This is a genomic window from Nocardia shimofusensis NBRC 100134 (assembly GCF_001613125.1).
In the GTDB taxonomy this organism is placed as follows: Bacteria; Actinomycetota; Actinomycetes; order Mycobacteriales; family Mycobacteriaceae; genus Nocardia; species Nocardia shimofusensis.
The window spans coordinates 53,388-73,094 of the sequence record NZ_BDBT01000003.1; the positions used below are offsets into that span (position 1 = coordinate 53,388).

Annotated in this window: 15 protein-coding genes; 8 read left to right on the forward strand and 7 right to left on the reverse strand. The window is 70.1% G+C overall.

What is annotated here, in order from left to right:
• Window positions 1-25: 25 nt before the first annotated feature.
• Complete coding sequence (locus NS3_RS04000; protein ID WP_067854490.1) at window positions 26-1,654, reverse strand: acyl-CoA synthetase; 1,629 nt, start codon at window positions 1,652-1,654, stop codon at window positions 26-28.
• Between the two features lie 249 nt (window positions 1,655-1,903).
• Between NS3_RS04000 and hrpA the strand changes: the two genes are divergently transcribed.
• On the forward strand, window positions 1,904-6,214 hold the full coding sequence (gene hrpA, locus NS3_RS29910) for an ATP-dependent RNA helicase HrpA (RefSeq protein ID WP_067853736.1): 4,311 nt from the start codon (window positions 1,904-1,906) through the stop codon (window positions 6,212-6,214).
• A 17-nt stretch (window positions 6,215-6,231) separates the two neighbouring features.
• Here the strand turns inward: hrpA and nrdR are convergent, their stop codons facing one another.
• Window positions 6,232-6,702: a transcriptional regulator NrdR gene (nrdR, locus tag NS3_RS04010; protein ID WP_067853739.1), complete on the reverse strand. Its 471-nt coding sequence runs from the start codon at window positions 6,700-6,702 to the stop codon at window positions 6,232-6,234.
• A gap of 306 nt (window positions 6,703-7,008) precedes the next feature.
• Window positions 7,009-7,554: a hypothetical protein gene (locus NS3_RS28875; RefSeq protein WP_157101160.1), complete on the reverse strand. Its 546-nt coding sequence runs from the start codon at window positions 7,552-7,554 to the stop codon at window positions 7,009-7,011.
• Window positions 7,555-7,871: 317 nt separating this feature from the next.
• Here NS3_RS28875 and lexA point away from each other — a divergent pair, with 317 nt between their 5' ends.
• The 7 genes from lexA to NS3_RS04050 all read left to right on the forward strand — a co-directional run bounded on the left by lexA (window position 7,872) and on the right by NS3_RS04050 (window position 15,409).
• Window positions 7,872-8,546: a transcriptional repressor LexA gene (lexA, locus tag NS3_RS04020; RefSeq protein WP_067854493.1), complete on the forward strand. Its 675-nt coding sequence runs from the start codon at window positions 7,872-7,874 to the stop codon at window positions 8,544-8,546.
• 38 nt (window positions 8,547-8,584) lie between these two features.
• Window positions 8,585-9,244, forward strand: a complete 660-nt coding sequence (locus NS3_RS04025; protein ID WP_245649457.1) for a histone deacetylase — start codon at window positions 8,585-8,587, stop codon at window positions 9,242-9,244.
• A gap of 98 nt (window positions 9,245-9,342) precedes the next feature.
• Window positions 9,343-10,194, forward strand: a complete 852-nt coding sequence (locus NS3_RS04030) for an RNA polymerase sigma factor SigF (RefSeq protein WP_067853745.1) — start codon at window positions 9,343-9,345, stop codon at window positions 10,192-10,194.
• A 355-nt stretch (window positions 10,195-10,549) separates the two neighbouring features.
• Complete coding sequence (locus NS3_RS04035; RefSeq protein ID WP_067854499.1) at window positions 10,550-11,650, forward strand: glycosyltransferase family 4 protein; 1,101 nt, start codon at window positions 10,550-10,552, stop codon at window positions 11,648-11,650.
• The gene (locus NS3_RS04040; RefSeq protein WP_084495023.1) at window positions 11,650-13,800 is read left to right on the forward strand and encodes an amylo-alpha-1,6-glucosidase; all 2,151 of its coding nucleotides are present in this window, start codon (window positions 11,650-11,652) and stop codon (window positions 13,798-13,800) included. Before NS3_RS04035 ends, NS3_RS04040 begins: the two co-directional genes overlap by 1 nt.
• Window positions 13,801-13,812: 12 nt before the next feature.
• Complete coding sequence (locus NS3_RS04045; RefSeq protein WP_067853747.1) at window positions 13,813-14,421, forward strand: DinB family protein; 609 nt, start codon at window positions 13,813-13,815, stop codon at window positions 14,419-14,421.
• A gap of 244 nt (window positions 14,422-14,665) precedes the next feature.
• Complete coding sequence (locus tag NS3_RS04050) at window positions 14,666-15,409, forward strand: hypothetical protein (RefSeq protein ID WP_067853750.1); 744 nt, start codon at window positions 14,666-14,668, stop codon at window positions 15,407-15,409.
• Window positions 15,410-15,562: 153 nt separating this feature from the next.
• Here NS3_RS04050 and NS3_RS04055 read toward each other — a convergent pair whose 3' ends face one another.
• From NS3_RS04055 to NS3_RS04070, 4 genes are all read right to left on the reverse strand, one after another.
• Window positions 15,563-16,147: a TerD family protein gene (locus NS3_RS04055; protein ID WP_067854502.1), complete on the reverse strand. Its 585-nt coding sequence runs from the start codon at window positions 16,145-16,147 to the stop codon at window positions 15,563-15,565.
• Window positions 16,148-16,258: 111 nt separating this feature from the next.
• The gene (locus NS3_RS04060; protein ID WP_067853753.1) at window positions 16,259-17,284 is read right to left on the reverse strand and encodes a hemolysin family protein; all 1,026 of its coding nucleotides are present in this window, start codon (window positions 17,282-17,284) and stop codon (window positions 16,259-16,261) included.
• Window positions 17,277-18,647, reverse strand: coding sequence for a hemolysin family protein (locus NS3_RS04065; RefSeq protein WP_067853756.1), 1,371 nt, complete (start codon window positions 18,645-18,647; stop codon window positions 17,277-17,279). The genes NS3_RS04060 and NS3_RS04065 overlap by 8 nt, the downstream gene beginning before the upstream one ends.
• Window positions 18,648-18,820: 173 nt before the next feature.
• Complete coding sequence (locus tag NS3_RS04070; protein ID WP_067853759.1) at window positions 18,821-19,396, reverse strand: TerD family protein; 576 nt, start codon at window positions 19,394-19,396, stop codon at window positions 18,821-18,823.
• Between the last annotated feature and the right edge of the window lie 311 nt (window positions 19,397-19,707).

Genomic DNA, 19,707 nt, shown 5'->3' on the forward strand with positions numbered 1-19,707 from the left:
GGGCCCTCGCCGTTCCCGCACCCGGTCAGGGCAATTCGCGCAGCTCCCGCACGAGCACCTTGCCGCTCGGATTGCGCGGTAGCTCATCGAGGAAGACCACATCGCGGGGCACCTTGTAGCGGGCGAGCCGGGTGCGCACGTGATCGCGGACGTCCTCGGCGGTGAGCGTGTGCCCGGCCCGGCGCACCACAGCCACCCGCAGACGCTGCCCGTATTCCTCGTCGTCCACGCCGAACGCACTCACCTCGGCTACCGCGGGGTGGGCGGTCAGCAGATCCTCCACCTCGCCGGGGAAAACGTTCTCGCCACCGGAGACGATCATGTCGTCGGCCCGGCCGTCGACGAAAAGCCGACCGGCCGGATCGAAATGGCCGAGGTCGCCGGTGGACATGAGTCCGCGCACCCGCTCCTTGTCGCCGCCGCCGGTGTAGCCCTCGAACTGGTAATCGTTGCCGACGAAGATCCGCCCGGTCCGGCCCGCGGGCAGTTCACGACCGTCGTCACCGAGGATCTTCACCACCGCGCCGGGCACCGGCGGTCCCACGCAGCCCGGTGCGGCGGCCAGATCGGCGGGGGTCGCGATGGTCGCGTAGGCGGCCTCGGTGGAGCCGTAGACGTTGTACAGCACCGGCCCGAACGCCTCGACGGCTCGCGCGTACAGCGGCGCGCCGAGCTGCGACCCCGCGACGAAGATGATCCGCAGGCCCGACAGGTCGTAACGGGTGCGGGCATCCGGGCAGGCGTCGACCATGCGCCGCAGCATCACCGGCACCACGACCAGGGTGTCGGCCCGGTGCTCGGCGAGGCTGTCGAGCACCGCTCGCGGGTCGAACCGGCGGCGGATCACCAGGGTGGAGCCGAAGCCGACCGCCATCATCGTGTGCGCGAAGCCGAGCGTGTGGAACAACGGCGCCGGGCACTCGACAACCTGCCTGGCGCGCAACGGGACTCGGCCGAGGATGCCGCCGAGCGGGGTCAGCGACGTCGGTTCTCCGCGCGGCGCGCCCTTCGGCGTTCCGGTGGTCCCGCTGGTGAGCAGCACGATCCGGGCGGCGGCGCGCGGGCGGCGGGCCGGGCGGCGCGAACCGCCGGCGATGAGATTGTCGAGGGTGTCGATCGCCGGGGCGTCGGTCCAGGCCCGGTAGCGGCCGCGGCGTGGGCGGTGATCACCGAGCAGCGCGGTGAACTCGTCGTCGCACACCAGCAGATCCACCCCTTCGCGCGTCATCACCTCCCGCAGTTGCTCGGCCCCGAAATCGGTGTTCAGCAGGATGATCCGCGACCCACACTTCGCCGCGGCGAACACCGCGTAATGGAAGCCGCGATGATTGCGGGTCAGCACGGCCACGCCCTCGCCGTCGCGCAGCCCGCGCGCCCGCCAGGCATTGGCCAGCGCCGTGGTGCGCTCGTCGAGCTCGCGGAAACTGACGCTGCCACGATCGTCGATCAGCGCGGCGCGATCGCGGTAACGCAGCGCGGCCACCGTGGCCAGGCCACCGAGCATGCCCGAGCGCGCCACCGCCAGCCCCATCCGAGCCAGCCGATCCGGGCGCTCCGGGGTCACCAGCCCGGCCCGTACCGCCAGTCCCGCCGCATAGGTCTCGCCGACGATCCGCCGAGCGATCCCCGTGCCTGCCGCCACGGTCTCGGTCACCGACCTCACCTCACACCACACGCGCACACCACCTCCATCGACACCGGGGCGCGGAATCGACGCCCCTTGCGCACCCGATGTGATCCGGCCGACCGGACCCGTCCGCGCGGACTCGTCCTCCTGGCACCTGCACCACCCCCGACCGCCGTGACGAATGCCTTCACCCTAGGTCGTGATCGGCGCGCCCGTCGAGGCACCGCGAGCCGCGAAGGAATGCGACATCGGCCCGCCCGGTAGTCTGGGGAGGCAATGACCAGGACAGCTACCACCGGAGCCCGCGAGCTCCGTACCCGCCTGGCGAATCTCTCCCTCCGCGACGAACACCGGCTGCGCCGTAAGCTCGACCGCGCACGGGGCACCGACCTCGACGAGATCGCCGCCGCCATCACCGCCGCCGAGGCACGTATCGCGTCCAGGCGCGCGTCGGTTCCCCGAATCAGCTACCCGGAACAGTTGCCGGTCAGCGCGCGCCGCGACGACATCGCCGCCGCCATCGCCGCCCACCAGGTCGTCGTGGTGGCCGGCGAGACCGGTTCGGGCAAGACCACCCAGATCCCGAAGATCTGCCTGGAACTGGGGCGCGGCATCCGCGGGGTCATCGGCCACACCCAGCCGCGCAGGCTGGCCGCCCGCACGGTGGCCGAGCGGATCGCCGAGGAGTTGGGCACCGAGCTCGGCGAGACTGTCGGCTACACGGTGCGCTTCACCGATCAGGTCTCCGAGCACACCCTGGTCAAGCTCATGACCGACGGAATCCTGCTCGCCGAGATCCAGCGTGACCGGCTGCTGCGCCGCTACGACACGATCATCATCGACGAAGCGCACGAACGCAGCCTCAATATCGACTTCCTGCTCGGCTACCTGGCGCAGCTGTTGCCGCAGCGTCCGGACCTGAAGGTGATCATCACCTCGGCCACCATCGACCCGGAGCTGTTCGCCCGCCATTTCGCCGCCCCGGACGGCACACCCGCCCCGATCGTCGAGGTGTCGGGCCGGTCGTATCCGGTGGAGATCCGCTACCGGCCGCTGAGCCTGGAGCTGCCCGCCGGCGACGACGAGGACGACGACTCCGGCGCGTCAGTGGTGGACCGCGATCCGGTGGACGCCGTCGGTGAGGCCGTGCGCGAACTCTTCGCCGAGGGCGACGGCGACGTACTGGTGTTCCTGTCCGGTGAACGCGAGATCCGCGACACCGCGGACGCCCTGCGCGATCTCAAACTGCCCCGCACCGAGATCGTGCCGCTCTACGCCCGGCTCTCGGCGGCCGAGCAGCACAAGGTGTTCGCCCCGCACACCGGCCGCCGCGTGGTGCTGGCCACCAACGTCGCCGAGACCTCGCTGACCGTGCCGGGCATCCGCTACGTGATCGACCCCGGCACAGCGCGCATCTCCCGCTATTCGCTGCGCACCAAGGTGCAGCGCCTGCCGATCGAACCGGTCTCCCAGGCCTCGGCCCGCCAGCGATCGGGCCGCTGCGGTCGGGTCGCGGACGGCATCTGCATCCGGCTGTACTCCGAGGAGGACTTCGAGTCCCGCCCGGCCTTCACCGAGCCGGAGATCCTGCGCACCAACCTGGCCGCGGTCATCCTGCAGATGACCGCGCTCGGCCTGGGCGACATCGAGAAATTCCCGTTCGTCGAAGCTCCCGATCGACGCGCCATCCGCGACGGCATCGCCTTGCTCCAGGAGCTGGGCGCGCTCGAAGGACCCGAGACCGCAAGCACCGCGCAGGCAGGCATCGCGAACGGCATCCGCGACGCCGACGGTCGAGCCGAGGACCCCGCGGACCGCCCCCGGGCCGGCGCCCCGGCACGGGACAGCGGTCGAGTGCGCCACGAAGACAAGATCGGCGGCGACAGAGCCGGGGATACCGGCGAGCAGTCCGACGGCACGAACCCTGCCCGGCGCCACACAGGGCGTGGTGATGCCCCGGCCGATCGCGTCGACTCCACGGGCCCCTCCGACTCGGCGCAGCCGGACTCGACGCAGCCGGACTCGGCGCAGCCGGAGTCGGCGCAGCCGGAGTCGGCACAGCCGGAGTCGGCACAGGCTCACCGCACGTCGCGCAGGCGGCAACGCGGCGAGGGCGCGAGCGGAATGGCGCTGACGGCCATCGGCCGGGAGATGGCGCAGCTGCCCGTCGATCCGCGGATGGCGCGAATGTTGGTACAGGCCAACCGGAACGGATGCCTCGGCGATGTGCTGGTGATCGTCGCGGCGCTGTCCATCCAGGACGTACGCGAGCGGCCCGCCGATCACCAGCAGGCCGCCGACGCCCAGCACGCCAGGTTCGTCGTGGAGGGCTCGGACTTCCTGGCCTACCTGCGCTTGTGGGATTACCTCGCCGAGCAACGCACATCCCTGTCCTCCAACCAGTTCCGGCGGATGTGCCGAGACGAGTTCCTGCACTACCTGCGGATCAGGGAGTGGCAGGATCTGCACGGGCAATTGCGCACCATCACCCGCGGTCTCGGCTGGACCTCGCAGCGCCGCGATCCTGCCGGCGAGGTGGACTCCACCGCCATCCATCAGTCGCTGCTGGCGGGCATGCTCTCCCATATCGGCGTGCGCGAAGCCGAGTCGCGCGAGTTCCTCGGCGCGCGCGGCGCGAAGTTCATGATCTTCCCCGGTTCCTCGCTGGCCAAGAAGCCACCGCGCTGGGCGATGGCCGCCGAACTGGTGGAGACCTCGCGCCTGTGGGGACGAATGGCGGCGAAGGTGGAGCCGGAGTGGGCCGAGCGGCTGGCCGGACACCTGGTCAAGCGCACCTATTCCGAGCCACACTGGTCGGCCAAGCGCGGCGCGGCCCGCGCCTACGAACGGGTCACCCTGTACGGGGTCCCGCTGGTCACCGGGCGGCCGGTGGACTACGGGCGCATCGACCCGGAGCTCTCGCGCGAACTGTTCATCCGCCATGCCCTCGTACAGGGTGAGTGGCGCACCGAGCACCGGTTCTTCCACCGCAACCGGGAACTGCTCGACGATGTCGCCGATCTGGAACACCGCGCCCGCCGCCGCGACATCCTCGTCGACGACGAGGTGCTCTTCGAGTTCTACGACAAGCGGATCCCCGCCGATGTGGTGTCGACACGCCATTTCGACACCTGGTGGAAGAAGGCCAGGCGCGCGAACGCCGAACTGCTGGACTTCACCACCACGACCGTCGTCAACGACACCGCGGCCGCGCTCGACCCCACCGACTTCCCCGACACCTGGCGTCAGGGCGAGCTGAGTTTTCCGCTCACCTACCAGTTCGAGCCGGGCCGCGACGACGACGGCGTCACCATTCGCATCCCCGTCGAGCAACTCGCGCACGTCCGCCCGGTCGGCTTCGACTGGCTGGTGCCGGGCATGCGCGCCGAACTCGTCGGCGCGCTGATCAAGACCCTGCCGAAATCCTTGCGCCGCAGCGTGGTCCCCGCACCGGACTTCGCCGCCGCGGCGCTGGCGGCACTCACCGCGCGCTCCGAGCCGCTGCGGATCGGTCTGGCCAGGGAGTTGTCACGGCTGGGCGGCCTCACCATCTCCCCCACCGACCTCGATCCGGCCGCGTTGCCCGCGCATCTGCGGATGACCTTCGCCGCCGTCGACCGTTCGGGCGCGGTACTCGCCTCCGGCAAGAGCCTGACCGAGTTGAAAAGCCATCTGGCCGAACAGGTCTCCCGATCCGTGGCCCGAGCGACCGCGGGCGCCGAACGCGCGCCCGCCACGGTGTGGACCTCCGAGTCGCTCGGCACCGTGCCGGAGAAGGTCCGCAGGCAGGTCGCCGGTCAGACGGTGACCGGCTATCCGGCGCTGGTGCCCGAGGGCGCGGGCGTCGCGGTCCGGGTGCTCAGCTCCCCGGCCGAACAGGCCGCCGCCATGCGGTCGGGCACCCGCGCCCTGGTGCTGCAGGCGATCCCGACCTCGGTGCGCACCGTCACCTCCGGCCTGACCTCGGCCGACCGGCTCGCCCTGAGCCAGAACCCGTACGGCTCGCTCGACGCGCTGGTGGAGGACTGCCGCGCCGCCGCGGCCGAGGAACTCGTCGCCGCCGCGGGCGGGCCGGTACGCGAACCCGAACGCTTCCAGGAACTGCTGGCGACCATCCGGCCGCGCATGGCGAGCACGGTCGCCGCGATCGTGCGGCTCGTGGTGCCGGTGCTGGCCGAAGCGCATCGGGTGACCACCGCGCTGGCAGGCACCAGAGAAGCCGACATCGCCGAGGACGTGCGCGCGCAACTGGGTGAGCTCGTGTTTCCCGGATTCATCGCGGAGTTCGGCCGGGTTCGGCTACGGGAACTGCCCCGCTATCTGCGCGCGGCCCGGGTACGCCTCGAAGCGCTGCCCGGTTCGGCCGTGCGCGACCGCCAGGGCATGACCGAGGTCGACCGCGCGCTGGCCGCCTACGACCGCTTGCTGCGGGCGTTGCCCGAATCCCGGCGCACCGCACCGGAGGTCGTGGAAATCTGGTGGATGATCGAGGAACTGCGCGTCAGCCTCTTCGCCCAGAAACTCGGCACCCCGTACCCGGTCTCGGCGAAGCGGATCGAGAAGGCGATCAGCACGATTCGCCGCTGATCGGCGACGGCCTGCCTTCAGTCCGCCGACGCGCCCGCGCCCGCCCGGGCCGCCCGCATGGCGCTGATCTCGCGTTCGAAGTCCTCGGCCGAGGTGAACGACCGGTAGACCGAAGCGAAGCGCAGATAGGCCACCTCGTCGAGATCGCGCAGCGGGCCGAGGATGGCCAGGCCGACCTCGTGGCTGGGAACCTCCGGCGAGCCCTTGGCACGAACCGCGTCCTCGACCTGCTGGGCCAGCAGGTTCAGCGCGTCGTCGTCGACCTCCCTGCCCTGGCAGGCGCGGCGCACGCCACGGATGACCTTCTCGCGGCTGAACGGCTCGGTGACGCCGCTGCGCTTCACCACCGAGAGGATGGCGGTCTCGACGGTGGTGAACCGGCGCCCGCAGGTGGGACAGGAACGCCGCCTGCGGATGGCCGCACCTTCCTCGGCTTCGCGCGAGTCGACGACCCGGGAGTCGGGGTGTCGGCAGTACGGGCAGTGCATCCGAGATCCTTCGTCCGTGCGTGCCCCTCGCATCCGGTCGTCCTGTGCGGGCGGCCGAGCCCGGCGAGCACGTGTCCAGGCAGGTAGGCAGTATGCCGAGTTTACCTGCCCGGCTCGCGACATCACGTGCCCCTGCGTGCCGAGATCGGCGAGCAGGTCGTCGGCGGTGGCGCGCACGGTCGCCGGGGAGAACACGTCAGGTGCAGGCACCCCCGGCACAGTCCCGGCCCGGCGGCGAGGCTGCGCGGTGCCCGGCGCGACGACGTGCCGGTCGGACATGAGCCGATGTCACGACAACTCCCCAGTTCATGGCATCCACGCCACAGGTGACACGCGTTCGGATGGGTGCGGCGATTCGGTCAGGCCGTAATGCGACGGCGCGGCCGGATCGGGCGCGCCGGACCGCCACTGCGCCAGCAACAGCATCGTCACCACGAACAGTGCGGTGACCAACGCCGCCACCGCCAGCGTCGCGAAGCCCACCTGCGCGCGCTCGACCCGGACAGCGGGCGAGGGCGCATGGGGGCGACGACGCGGCGCGACCCGGACCCGGTCGTAGCGCACCGGCGCACCACCCGGCCTGCCGACCAACGGCCTGCGGTCCACCCGCCGGACCCGCTGAACGTCCCGACCGGAAACGCGTCGCCCGCGCACCGGAAGCAGACGCCCGGCCTCGGCATCACCAGGCCCTGGAGCGCACGTCGCCGAGCGGTGTTCCACGATGCCGCCGCGCACCGCGCCGCCTTCCCCGGTACCACGGCGCATCGCGCCGGACACATCCGCTCCGGAAGGTTCGTCGCGGGCCGGTGATGCTTCGGATATCGGTGCGATGGAACGGATCTGGTGGTTCATCGGCCAAACCTCCGTGGGGGATTTCCAAGGGAAACCGTCGTGATGGGGCTATCGGCGGGAGACGCGCGGTCTCCTCGGTTCGGGGCGCACAGCCGGTGCGTCTTTCGCTCACATGTTCGGAAGAACGTATGTTCGAATTTCTATCACGCGAGTTCAGCGATGTCACCACCAAACGCCGACGCGAGTCGAACGGATGTTTGAAGATTCACCGCGGCCGGACTAGATTCGGACGCGACGACAGACGACGGGAAGGGCGGGTTGTGGTGAGCCGTACAGACGACACGGGTGAGGAGAGCGGAGTCGCCGTCGACCCCGCCCTGAACGGGAGGGATCTCACCGTGCGTCAGCGCAAGGTACTCGACGTCATCCGGTCGTCGGTGAGCGAGCGCGGCTATCCGCCGAGCATCAGGGAGATCGGCGACGCCGTCGGTCTCACCTCCACCTCCTCTGTCGCCCATCAACTGCGCGCCCTCGAACGCAAGGGCTACCTGCGACGCGACCCGAATCGGCCACGCGCCGTGGACGTCCGGGGCCTGGACGAGGCCGTCCGCGCGGTGACCGCACTGCCCGGCGGCGCCGAGGCACGCGAATCCGCCGCCGCCGACCCCTCCCGCCCGACCCCGACATTCGTGCCGGTACTCGGCCGGATCGCCGCGGGCGGCCCGATTCTCGCCGAACAGGCCGTGGAGGACGTCTTCCCGCTGCCGCGCGAACTCGTCGGCGACGGTTCGCTGTTCCTGTTGCGCGTGGTCGGCGAGTCCATGGTGGACGCGGCGATCTGCGACGGCGACTGGGTGGTGGTGCGCCAGCAGAACGTCGCCGAGAACGGGGACATCGTCGCGGCCATGATCGACGGCGAGGCGACGGTCAAGACGTTCAAGCACATCGGCCAGGACGTGTGGCTGATGCCGCACAATCCCCTGTTCGAACCGATCCCCGGTAACGACGCTCGCATTCTCGGCAAAGTCGTCACCGTCATCCGCAAGGTCTGACCCGTGGCCGCCGACCGGCGGCATCGAGGACGAACGACGTGACGAACGGGCATGAGGAAGACGAGCAGCGCGGGTCTCCCGCGTGGGTCTGGTACGCCGCCTACGGGTCCAATATGCATCTGGATCGCTTGCGTTGCTATCTGGCCGGCGGACGTCCGCACGGCGGTTCGATCGAACTGCCCGGCGCACGCGACTCCGGCGACCCGCTGCGCTCCCTCGCCGTCGAGATCCCGGGTGTGCTGTATTTCGCCACCGAGTCGCTGACCTGGACCGGTGGGCGCGCCTTCTACTGCCCCGACGCGGCCGGGCGCACGGCGGCGCGCGCCCATCTGCTGACCGCGGCCCAGTTCGCCGACATCGTCGCGCAGGAAATGTACCGCCCGCCGGGCGCCGACCTCGATCTCCGCGAAGTGCTGACCGCCGGTCGCGCCCGGCTCGGGCCGGGTCGTTACGAGACGCTTGTGCGGGTGGGCACCCTCCACGGGCAGCCGATGCTCACCTGCACCGCGCCATGGCACCACACCGGCGTGCCCTGGAATCCTCCTTCAGGCGCCTACCTGCGACATCTGGCCGCCGGGCTGGCCGAATCGCACGGCTGGCCGGTCGCGCGTATCGCCGTCTACCTGGCCACCCGCCCCGGCGCGGCTGCGGCGTGGTCACCCGAAGCGGTGGCCGAAGTGATACGGACCGGACTCTGATCGAGTCCCGCAACACACCTGTTTGGTCGTGAGGGCCGGGGGTATGACCACGTGAGTCGAGTCCAACGGCAGCGAGAAGCATACGAGGGAGATATCCCATGCGCGAGACCGCCGCGCCCGCCCGGACCGCGAACAACGGCTCCGAGGAGCGACGTAAGAGCCGCCACACCGAAGACACCTACGACAACATCGAACCCCGGTTCGCCGAACTGGCGGCACTGCCGGGCACCGATCCGCGCAGGGAAGCGCTGCGCGAACACATCATCGAACTGTGCCTGCCGCTCGCGGATCACATCGCGCGGCGATTCACCGGCCGCGGAGAAGCCTTCGACGACCTGCATCAAACCGCTCGCCTCGGCCTCGTACAGGCCGTCGATCGGTTCGATGTGAGCCGGGGCAGCTCGTTCCTCGCGTTCGCGGTACCCACCATCATGGGCGAAGTCCGCCGCCACTTCCGCGATCACACCTGGGCACTGCGGGTCCCGCGCCGGGCCAAGGAGCTCCAGGCGCTGATCGGCCCGGCCACCGAGACTCTGTCGCAGCGCCTCGGGCGGATGCCCTCGGCGCGCGAGATCGCCGACGAGCTCGAGATCGAGCTCAGCGAGGTGACCCGCGCGCTGGTCGCCGCGAACGCCTACTCCACCAACACCCTGCACGCCGTCGGCCGCGACGACGACGGCAATGTGGGCCTGTCGGTCGGTGACAGCCTCGGGTCCGAGGAGCCCTGCTACAAGCTGATGGAGGATGCGATGGCGGTGCGCCCGCTGATCGCGGCACTGCCCGACCGCGAACGTCAGGTGCTGATCTGGCGCTTCTACGACTCGCTGACCCAGTCGCAGATCGCCGAGCGCCTCGGCGTGTCGCAGATGCAGGTCTCGCGCATCCTCAACCGGACGCTGAACCAACTCCGGGAGTCGGCGCTGGCCGAACCGGTCGCAGCCGTCGCCTGAATCCTCGCACCGCCCGCGCCCGCGGGATTGCTGAGCCGCCCGCGGGCTCGCCGCATACTGCCGCCACGGTTTGATCCGCACATTTCCTGGGTAGTTGCTGTTGGATTGCTATCACTGTTCAATAGCCATCAGGTTCGTGCGGATCTTCCGCTCATCACGGAAACCACTGCTGTATCCGCAGTGCGTGACGTTTTTCCAGCAGGACATGCATGTGCTAGTCGCAGGACGTGTTTTCGGCAGGAATGGCACCACCCCTTACGCAGGAGGATGAGTCGTGGGCGTTCGGTCTGGTTCGAGCTCTGATTCTGTGCCGCGAGGCGGCGACGGCGCGGGTCTGGCGGATCCGCGCGGCGGGATGCACATCGTGCTCGTCGCCCCGCCGTACTTCCAGGTTCCGCCGACCGGTTACGGCGGCGTCGAGGCGGTCGTGGCGCAACTGGCCGACGCCCTCGTCGCTCGTGGTCATCGGGTCAGCCTGATCGGGGTGGGTGAGCCGGGCACCGGGGCAGCTTTCGTCCAGGTCGCCGAACGCGGCGCCGCCGAACAACTCGGTGAGGCCTATCCCGAAGTCCTGCACGCACTTCGAGTGCGCCAGGCCGTCGAGGAGTTGGCCGCGCGGGAGCCGATCGACGTGGTGCACGATCACACCTTCGCCGGAGTGCTCAACGCACCGTCCTACCATCGGCTCGGCATTCCGACGGTGCTGACCGTGCACGGCGCGGTCGACGGCGAATTCGCCGAGTACTACCGGCGTATCGGCGGCACCGCGGGCTTGGTCGCCATCAGCGACCGGCAGCGCGCGCTCGCGCCCGATCTGAACTGGGTCGGCCGGGTGCACAACGCCCTGGTTCCGAGGCAGTGGCCGTTTCGCGCCGAAAAAGATTCCTACGCACTGTTTCTCGGCCGCTTCTCGCCGTGCAAGGGGGCCGATCTCGCGGTGCGCGCCGCGCACGAGGCCGGCGTGCCGTTGATCCTGGCCGCCAAGTGCATCGAACCGATCGAGAAGGAGTTCTTCGAGGACTGCGTGCAGCCCTTGCTCACCGACGACGATCTGGTGTTCGGCGAGGCGGATTCGACGCAGAAGCGCACGCTGCTGGCCGACGCGCGCTGCCTGTTGTTCCCCATCCGCTGGGAGGAACCCTTCGGCATGGTGCTGATCGAGGCGATGGCCTGCGGCACGCCGGTCGTCGCGATGCGCGGCGGCGCGGTCGAGGAGGTGATCGAGCACGGGGTCACCGGCTGGGTCTGCGACGAGGTCGCCGCACTGCCGGAGTACATGCTGCGCAGCGACGAGATCGATCCACGCGCCTGCCGTACGCGGGTGGAGCGGTTGTTCAGCGTCGATCGGCTGGCCGCCGGCTACGAGGCGGTCTACCTCGACACGGTCGCCGGCCAGCTCGACCCGGTCGCGAAGGCCCGGCCCCGGTCGGCTGCGCTCGTGACGGCGGTGCGGTGATGACCGCGCCGCTGCGCCCCCTGGCCGGAACCGCGACCGTCAGCTTGGTCCAGCCCGACACGGGTTGCCTGTGTGTGAGCGACCGGGGCGGCGACATCCACCGCGATGCCACCCAGGGCCTGTTCTATCGCAACGCGCGGGTGCTCTCGCAGTGGGAGCTGACCGTGGAGGGCCGCGCCGTCGAACAGATCGCGTTCGACAATGTCGGCCCCGGCCAGACCCGATTCCTGTTGCGGGTGACCCCGTACTCCGGTTGCGCGAGCACCGTTCTGCTCGAGCGGCACCGGATCCTCGGGCACGGACTGACCGAGTCGATCACGGTGCGCAATCTCGGCCACGAAGACACCGCGCTGACGCTGACCCTGGACGTGGACGCCGATTTCGCCGATCTGACCGCCGTCAAGCACGGTAGGCCGGAGGCGGGCGGAGGCGACGTCACCGTCACCGGCGAGGAGATGCTGTTCATCGACGACAGCGATGCCGGGCACGGGGTGGCCGTCCACGCCACCGGCGAGCCCAAGGTGACGCCGGGGTTGTTTCGCTGGCGCGCGGTGGTTCCCGCGCAGGGCCGCTGGCAGACCGAGGTCGGGGCGCAGCCGGTGAACCGGTATCGCCGGATGCCCATCGTCGGCTCCGAAACCCCGCGCGAACCGGACGAGCCGACGGTCAGCTGGCGCAACACCCCCACCCGCGTACACGCGACCGCCACGGAATTCGCCCGGGTGCTCACCTACACCGAGAACGATCTGGCAGCCCTGGCCATCCACGACGAGACCGGCGCACCCGCCTATCTCGCCGCGGGCGCACCCTGGTCGATCCAGTTGTCCGGCCGCGACAGCCTGCTCAGCGCCTGGATGACGCTGCCGCTGAATCCCGGTCTGGCGCTGAGCACCCTGACCAGGCTCGCCGCCCTGCAGGGGGTGACCAGCGATCCGCACACCGAGGAGGAGCCCGGTCGCATCCTGCGCGTCCACCACGGCCCGGTCGACGCCACCGATCGCGCGGGCGCCTGCTACGGCTCGGTGGATACCACGCCGCTGTTCGTCATGCTGCTCGGCGAGGCGCTGCGCTGGGGGGCCGACCCTGCCGAGGTGCGCAGACTGCTGCCCGCCGCCGACGCCGCGCTGACCTGGATCGACGAGTACGGCGATCTCGACGGAGACGGCTTCGTCGAATACCGCAGGCACACCGACCGCGGCCGGATCAACCAGAGCTGGAAGGACAGCTGCGACTGCATCAACGACGCGCACGGTCATCGCGCCGATCCGCCGATCGCGCTGGCCGAGGTCCAGGGCTACGCCTATGCCGCCGAACTCGCGCGCGCCGACCTGGCCGACGCGTTCGGCGACCAGCGCAACGCCGAGCGACTGCGGGCGCGTGCCGCCGAGCGCAAAGCCAGGTTCGACGCCGCGTTCTGGATCCCCGAGCGCGGCCACTACGCGCTCGGACTGGACGGGCACAAAGCCCACATCGACGCACTGACCAGCAACCCGGCGCACTGCCTGTGGACCGGAATCGTCGCCGACGAACGCGCCGCGCGTCTGGTCGAATCCCTGGCGGGCCGCTCGATGGGCAACGGATTCGGCCTGCGCACCCTGAGTTCGGACATGGCCGCCTACAACCCGATGAGCCACCACAACGGCGGTGTGTGGCCGCACGACACCGCGATCGCGGTGGCCGGGCTACTGCGCTACCGGCACGTGCCCGGCGCCAAGGCGCTCGCCGAGACCCTGACCGCCGGGCTGCTCGACGCCGCGGGCTTCTTCGACGGCCGGTTCCCTGAGCTGTTCTGCGGCTTCGACCGCACCGAGTTTCCCACGCCCCTACCGCATCCGGCGGCCTGCGCACCGCACGCCATCTCGGCCGCGGCGCCGCTGTTATTGCTGCGCTCCTGGCTGGGTCTGCAACCGGACGTGCCGCAACGTACCCTGGTACTGCACCCGCGGCTACCACTGAACTGGGGCACGGTGCGCATCGGCGACCTACGGCTCGGGCCGGCGACAGTGAACATCACCGCGCACGCGAACTCCGCGGAAGTCACCGGCCTGCCGGCGGACTGGGAACTGTGCAAGGCGGTCCCGGCACGCTCGGCACAGTCCGTCGACACCCAGCCCTGGGACGACGACCAGGCGTCGGTGGCGACCAACTGAGCGAGGCACATCGTGGCTGAACCGATCTGGAATCCGCTGCTGCGCGAACAGCTCGACTGGCACTGGAAGAATCAGTTGCGCGCCCGTCTCGACGGCCTCACCGATGCCGAGTATTTCTGGGAGCCGGTGCCCGACTGCTGGAACGTCCGCCCGCGCGGCACCGGCACGGCGCCCGTGCAGGCGGGCAGCGGGGCGATGACCATCGATTTCGCGTTTCCGCCACCGGATCCGGCACCACTGACGACGATCGCCTGGCGGCTCGGGCACGTGATCGTCGGGGTGCTGGCCATGCGCAACGCCGCGCACTTCGGCCGGTCCGGGCAGACCGACGCGATCGGGCGCGAACAGCGGATCGACTACCAGTCCTTCGACTACGCTCCGACCGCCTCCCTGGCATTGGCGCAACTCGACGCGGAATACACCACCTGGACCGCCGGTGTCGAGGCACTGGGCGACGACGATCTGCTGCGACCGTGCGGACCGGCCGAGGGGCCGTGGGCCGACCAGCCGATGGCCACGCTCGTGTTGCACATCCACCGTGAGGTCATCCATCATCTCGCCGAAGTGTGCCTGCTGCGCGATCTGTATCTGCGCATGTGGCCGGAGGCCTCGACGCGCTGACACCGGACACGCCGGCAGCCGTGCCGTCCGCCCATCCGAAGCGTCACCGGGTTCGAACCTGAAGGGACAAGAACTCTTTCAGGACGAGAGGTGATCGATGGCACCCGGTCGGCACACCAGCGCAGGTCGGCGCACCGATGCCGGAAGGCACGCGAGCCCTGAGGGGCCCACCGTCGTCGGCGGGCGGACAGGGGCCGGGCGGCACCGCGCGGTCAGTCCGTCCCGGCGGCGAGTAGGTCTCGCGGTGGCTGCGGGCGCAGCGCCGGTGGTCCTCACTCTCGCCGGAACCGGTACGGCCGCGGCAGGTTTCGAGCAGGCGACCGCCGTCGCCGAGGATGCGCAGTCACCGGGCGCCGGGCCGGGCTCGCCGGAGTGGCCCGCCGCCGAGGCGCCGAACGTGCGCCCATATCACGGGATCCGCATTCCCGAGGACACGCTCAGTTCCCTGCAGTGGGCGCGCCCGGCACCCGCACCGGAGTACCTCTCACCGGTGGAAGAGCTGCACACGCCGGTCCCGGTCGCGCCGGTGCCGCCGATCGCACCGCCGCCCGAGACGCTGCGCTTCGGGGATGTCCAGGTCGAACCGCCGGAGTGGTTGCCGCGCGAGCACGCCATCCAGCTCAACGACGCCGCGGCGGTGCAGGAAGCCGGACTCGCGACCTTCCTGGACTCGGTCGGCATGGAACGCACCCGCTCGGACCGGGTCGCCGGCCAGACCATCGGCGCGGCCGCGCTCGGCGCCGCCGCGGGCGCCGCCGTCGCGAGCCCTTTCGCCCTGATCGGCGCCGGAGCGGGCGGTGCGATGGGACTGTTCATCGGAATGCCGTTCGCGCCCATCGGACTGGCCGCGGTGCCGGTCGGCGCGGCCTACGGTGCGGCGCTCATGGTCGCCCCGCTGGCGGTCATCGGCGCCGGAGTCGGCGCGACCGTCGGCGCGGCGCAAGCCCTCACCGCACCGCCGCGCGCGCTCGGCCCCGCGCCGCAGTGAACCACGGCCCCGAATCCGTGGCGCCACAGCCCGTGACGCCGGGGCCGTCGAACACCGCCACTACGCCGGAGAGTGTCGCGCCCGGCGCTACCCCCGTCCGAAACGCCGGAACCCCGGTCCCCTCGAAGGGATCGGGGTTCCGCATCGGATCGCTCAGCTCTGGAACGCGAAACGCAGCAGCGCCTGCCGGTCGCCCTGCTTGATCTTGCCCTTGCGATCGAGCACTTCGAGCTGCCAGACCGGGCCGTTGCGGAACGCGCGGGCGATGGCGTTGGCGTTCTCGGTGCCGAGCATCGACGGCCAGATCTCGGCGACCTGTTGGCTGCTGCCACCGGTGGCGTCGTAGATCTTGAACGCGATGTTGTTGGCCTTCTCGAAGGAACTGCCCTTCTTGAACGCCGCGGCGACGAAGATGATCGAGTCGATCGCGGCGGGAACATTCGCGAAGATGACGTGCACGGTCTCGTCGTCGCCCGCGGCCGCACCGGTCTGCTCGTCGCCGGAGTGCAGGACCGCGCCGTTGCCGAACGGATCGAGGGAGTCCAGGCCGGCGAAGCGGACCGGATCGCCGCCCTGCGCGCAGATCGCGATGAGATCCAGATCGACGCCCTTCTTGCGGCGCGCGATGCCGAGCAGGCCGCCGCTGCTACCCGCCGACGGATCCCAGCTGACGCCGACGCTCAGATTGGTGATGCCGGCCAGGTCCGCGGGACCGTCCTCTTTGCGGAGAGTGATCATGTGCTGCGATCGCCTTTCGTGTAACGCGGTTGTCTCGGGTGAAGCGATGAACGGAAACTGATTTCGGATTCTGTGTCGGTGGTCGATGGTGTCCGTGTCGATGATGCCCAATCAGCTCGCGTCCTGCCCGGCTCGTGCCGCGGGCAGCAAGCGATGGAGCACGTCGGTGATCGTGATCAGTCCCAGGGGATCGGCGCCGGGGTCCTGGACGACGGCGATCTGACTGCGGGTCTCGCGCATCGTCCGCAACGCCTCGTACACCGGCGTCGATGTCGTGAGGGTGAGCACCGGGCGCATCACGTCCCGCGCGGTGGTCCGGCTCGGCGCACTCAGGCTGTCGCGCACGTGCACCACTCCCCTGATCCCGGCCGCATCGCGCACCAGCAGGCGCAGGTGGCCCGATTCCCTCGACACCGACTGGATCGTTGCTGGGCCGGCATCGGGGGCGACGGCGATCGGGGCGGCATCGGGGTGGACCAGGTCGCCGACGGTGAGCGCCTCCAGTTCGAGCGCGCTGATGAGATGCCCCCGATAGCGCTCGTCGAGCGTGCCCGCGGTCGCGGAATGCTCGACGAGGTGGCGTAATGCGGCCGGGTCCTGGCCGGAATCGACCTCGTCGACGGGGGTGACTCCCACCTTGCGCAAGCATCGGTTCGCGAGATTGTTCAGCGCGACCAGCAGCGGCCGCGCCAGCCACATGAACGCCCGCATCGGCAGCGCCAGCAGGATCGCCGACTTCTCCGGATGCGCGATCGCCCACGACTTGGGCGCCATCTCACCGACGACCAGATGCAGGAAGGTCACCACGATGAGGGCCAGGACGAACCCGGCCACGTCGGCGACCCACAGCGGTGCGCCCAGGGCGGCCACACCGGGCGTGATCCAGTGGTGCACCGCGGGTTTGGTGATCGCACCGAGCGCAAGGGTGCACACCGTGATGCCCAGCTGCGAGCCCGCGAGCAGTACCGACAACTCCGAAGCGCTGCGCAGGGCCGCGCGGGCGGGCAGGCTGGTGGCCGCGGCGTCCTCGAGGCGATGCCTGCGGGCGGCGATGAGCGCGAACTCCACGGCAACGAAGAACGCGCTGGCCGCGATCAGGGCAATGGTGACGGCGGCGATGATCCAGGGACTACTCATCGGTGGCGCCTTCCTGTGTGGCCGTGCGCACGGCGACGAACACCCTGGACGGCACGCGGTTGGCCACCTGACGCACCTGCGCCGCCAGCACCCGCTGCGGCGAGGCGTCGCCGCCGAGCAGATCGGTGACGTCGGGCCCGAGTTCGATCACCACGCTGTCGCCGACGGAGGGCAAGCCGCCGAGACCTGTGATGACCAGCCCCGCGACGGTTTCGGCAGCACTGTCGGGCAGGTCGACGGCGAGCAGTCGCTCCACCTCGTCCAGGTGCAGGTCACCCGGGATCACCCAGCCGTCGGCTTCGGCGACGATGTCCGGGCCGGTGTCGGGGTCGTGCTCGTCGTCGATCTCGCCGACCAGCTCTTCGGCGATGTCCTCGACGGTGATCACGCCGGAGAAACCGCCGTACTCGTCGATGACCAGCCCCATCTTCTCCCCGGCCGCCGTCAGGGTGGCGACGACATCCGGCAGGGCCAGCGTGGCGGGCACCAATACCGCCCGCCGCGCCCGGTCACCGGCGGTCACACCGTCGGCGTCGCCGTCGAGCAGATCGTGCAGGTGGACCGTTCCGCGCAGATCGTCGCTGGTTTCGCCGATCACCGGATATCGCGTGTGCCCGGTACTCATCCGCGCGAGCACCGCCGCGACGGGTTCGTCCATATGCACGACGTCCACCCGCGCGCGGGGGATCATCGCGTGTTCGGCGGTGCGCGTCGGGAAGTCGAGTACCCGATCCAGCAGCACGGAAAGTTCCGCTGGCAGCTCGCCGGCCTCTCGCGAAGCAGCGACGATGTGCTCCAGATCACGCGGAGTGGCCGAATGCTCCACATCGTGCACCGGCTCGATCCGCACCACGCGCAGCAGCAGGTTCGAGGCCTGGTCGAACAACCAGATCAGCCAGCCGAAGAACGCCAGGTAGACAGTGGTGGAGCGAGCGAGGGCCAGTGCGACCGGCTCCGGCCGGGCGATCGCCAGATTCTTCGGGAACAACTCACCGAAAACCATCTGCACGATGGTGGAGAACACGATGGCGAGCACCGCGCCGATCGCGATCCCGGCGCCGGCGGGCAAGCCCACTCCGTCGAGCAGTTCACCGAGGCCCTCGCCGATGAGCGGTTCGGCGACATAGCCCACCAGCAGACCGGTGACGGTGATGCCCAGCTGGGCGCCCGAGAGCATGAAGGAGGTTCGCCGCGTCACCGACAGCGCCCGGCCCGCCGCGGCGTCACCGCTCTCGGCACGGGCTTTCAGCCGGGATCTGTCCACGGCCATGAAGGCGAATTCCTGGGCGACGAAGTAGCCGGTGGCGGCGGTGATCAGCAGGACGACGAGGACTCCGAGGCCGATTGTCGCCACGGTCAGCATGCCCGCTCACCCGTTTCGGGCGGGGAGCCGGGGCACGCTCGGAGCGGCTCGGGTAATCGGCGTTTTCGGGGACGCTTCATCAGCTCGTTTCTGTCGTGGGGATACGGATGCGGGTGGGACGCTCTAACGAACGCCCCACCCGTATGGTTTCCGGACCGGGTGTCCGGACAGGGTCAGACGGTGACGCCGAAGTCCTGCGCGATGCCCGACAGACCGGAGGTGTAGCCCTGGCCGATAGCACGGAACTTCCACTCCGCGCCGTTGCGGTAGAGCTCCCCGAACACCATCGCGGTCTCGGTGGACGCGTCCTCGGACAGGTCGTAGCGCGCCAGCTCTTCGCCGTTGGCGCGGTTGAGAACTCGGATGTAGGCGTTGCGCACCTGACCGAAGGACTGGCTGCGCGCGTCGGCATCGTAAACCGAGACCGGGAACACGATGGATTCGATGTTCGGCGGCGTCGCGGCGAGATCGACATTGATGACCTCGTCGTCGCCCTCGCCTTCACCGGTGCGGTTGTCGCCGGCGTGCTCGATGGCGCCCTCCGGGGACTTCAGGTTGTTGAAGAACACGAAATGCTTGTCGGAGACGACCTTCTTGTCCGCTCCCAGCGCGATGGCGCTGGCGTCGAGGTCGAAGTCGGTGCCGGTGGTGGTGCGCAGATCCCAGCCGAGCCCGACCGCGACGGCGGTCAGGTTCGGCGCCTGCTTGGTCAGCGAGACATTGCCACCCTTGGACAAACTGACACCCATGGACTGATTCCCTTTCACGTCGACGGCGACCGACCATCGGCACGCCGCGCTCCCGGACGAGGCCGGGCCCTACTGATCGGTCCCGCCGATACACCCGGCGGGACCGGCACCACGGCGGAAGAGAGCGGAACCGGAGGCGACATGACGATCGCCGAATACGGCGCCGCGTTCCCCGAATTCGATACTGCCCCCCGCGAGTGTCCGGGCGCCAGGCGCCGCGCCGTCACCGGCGACCGGCGCCACCGCTGCCGAGGACATGGCGAGACCGGTGGCGGCGCTGTCGGACACGATTCACACTAACACGTCACAAT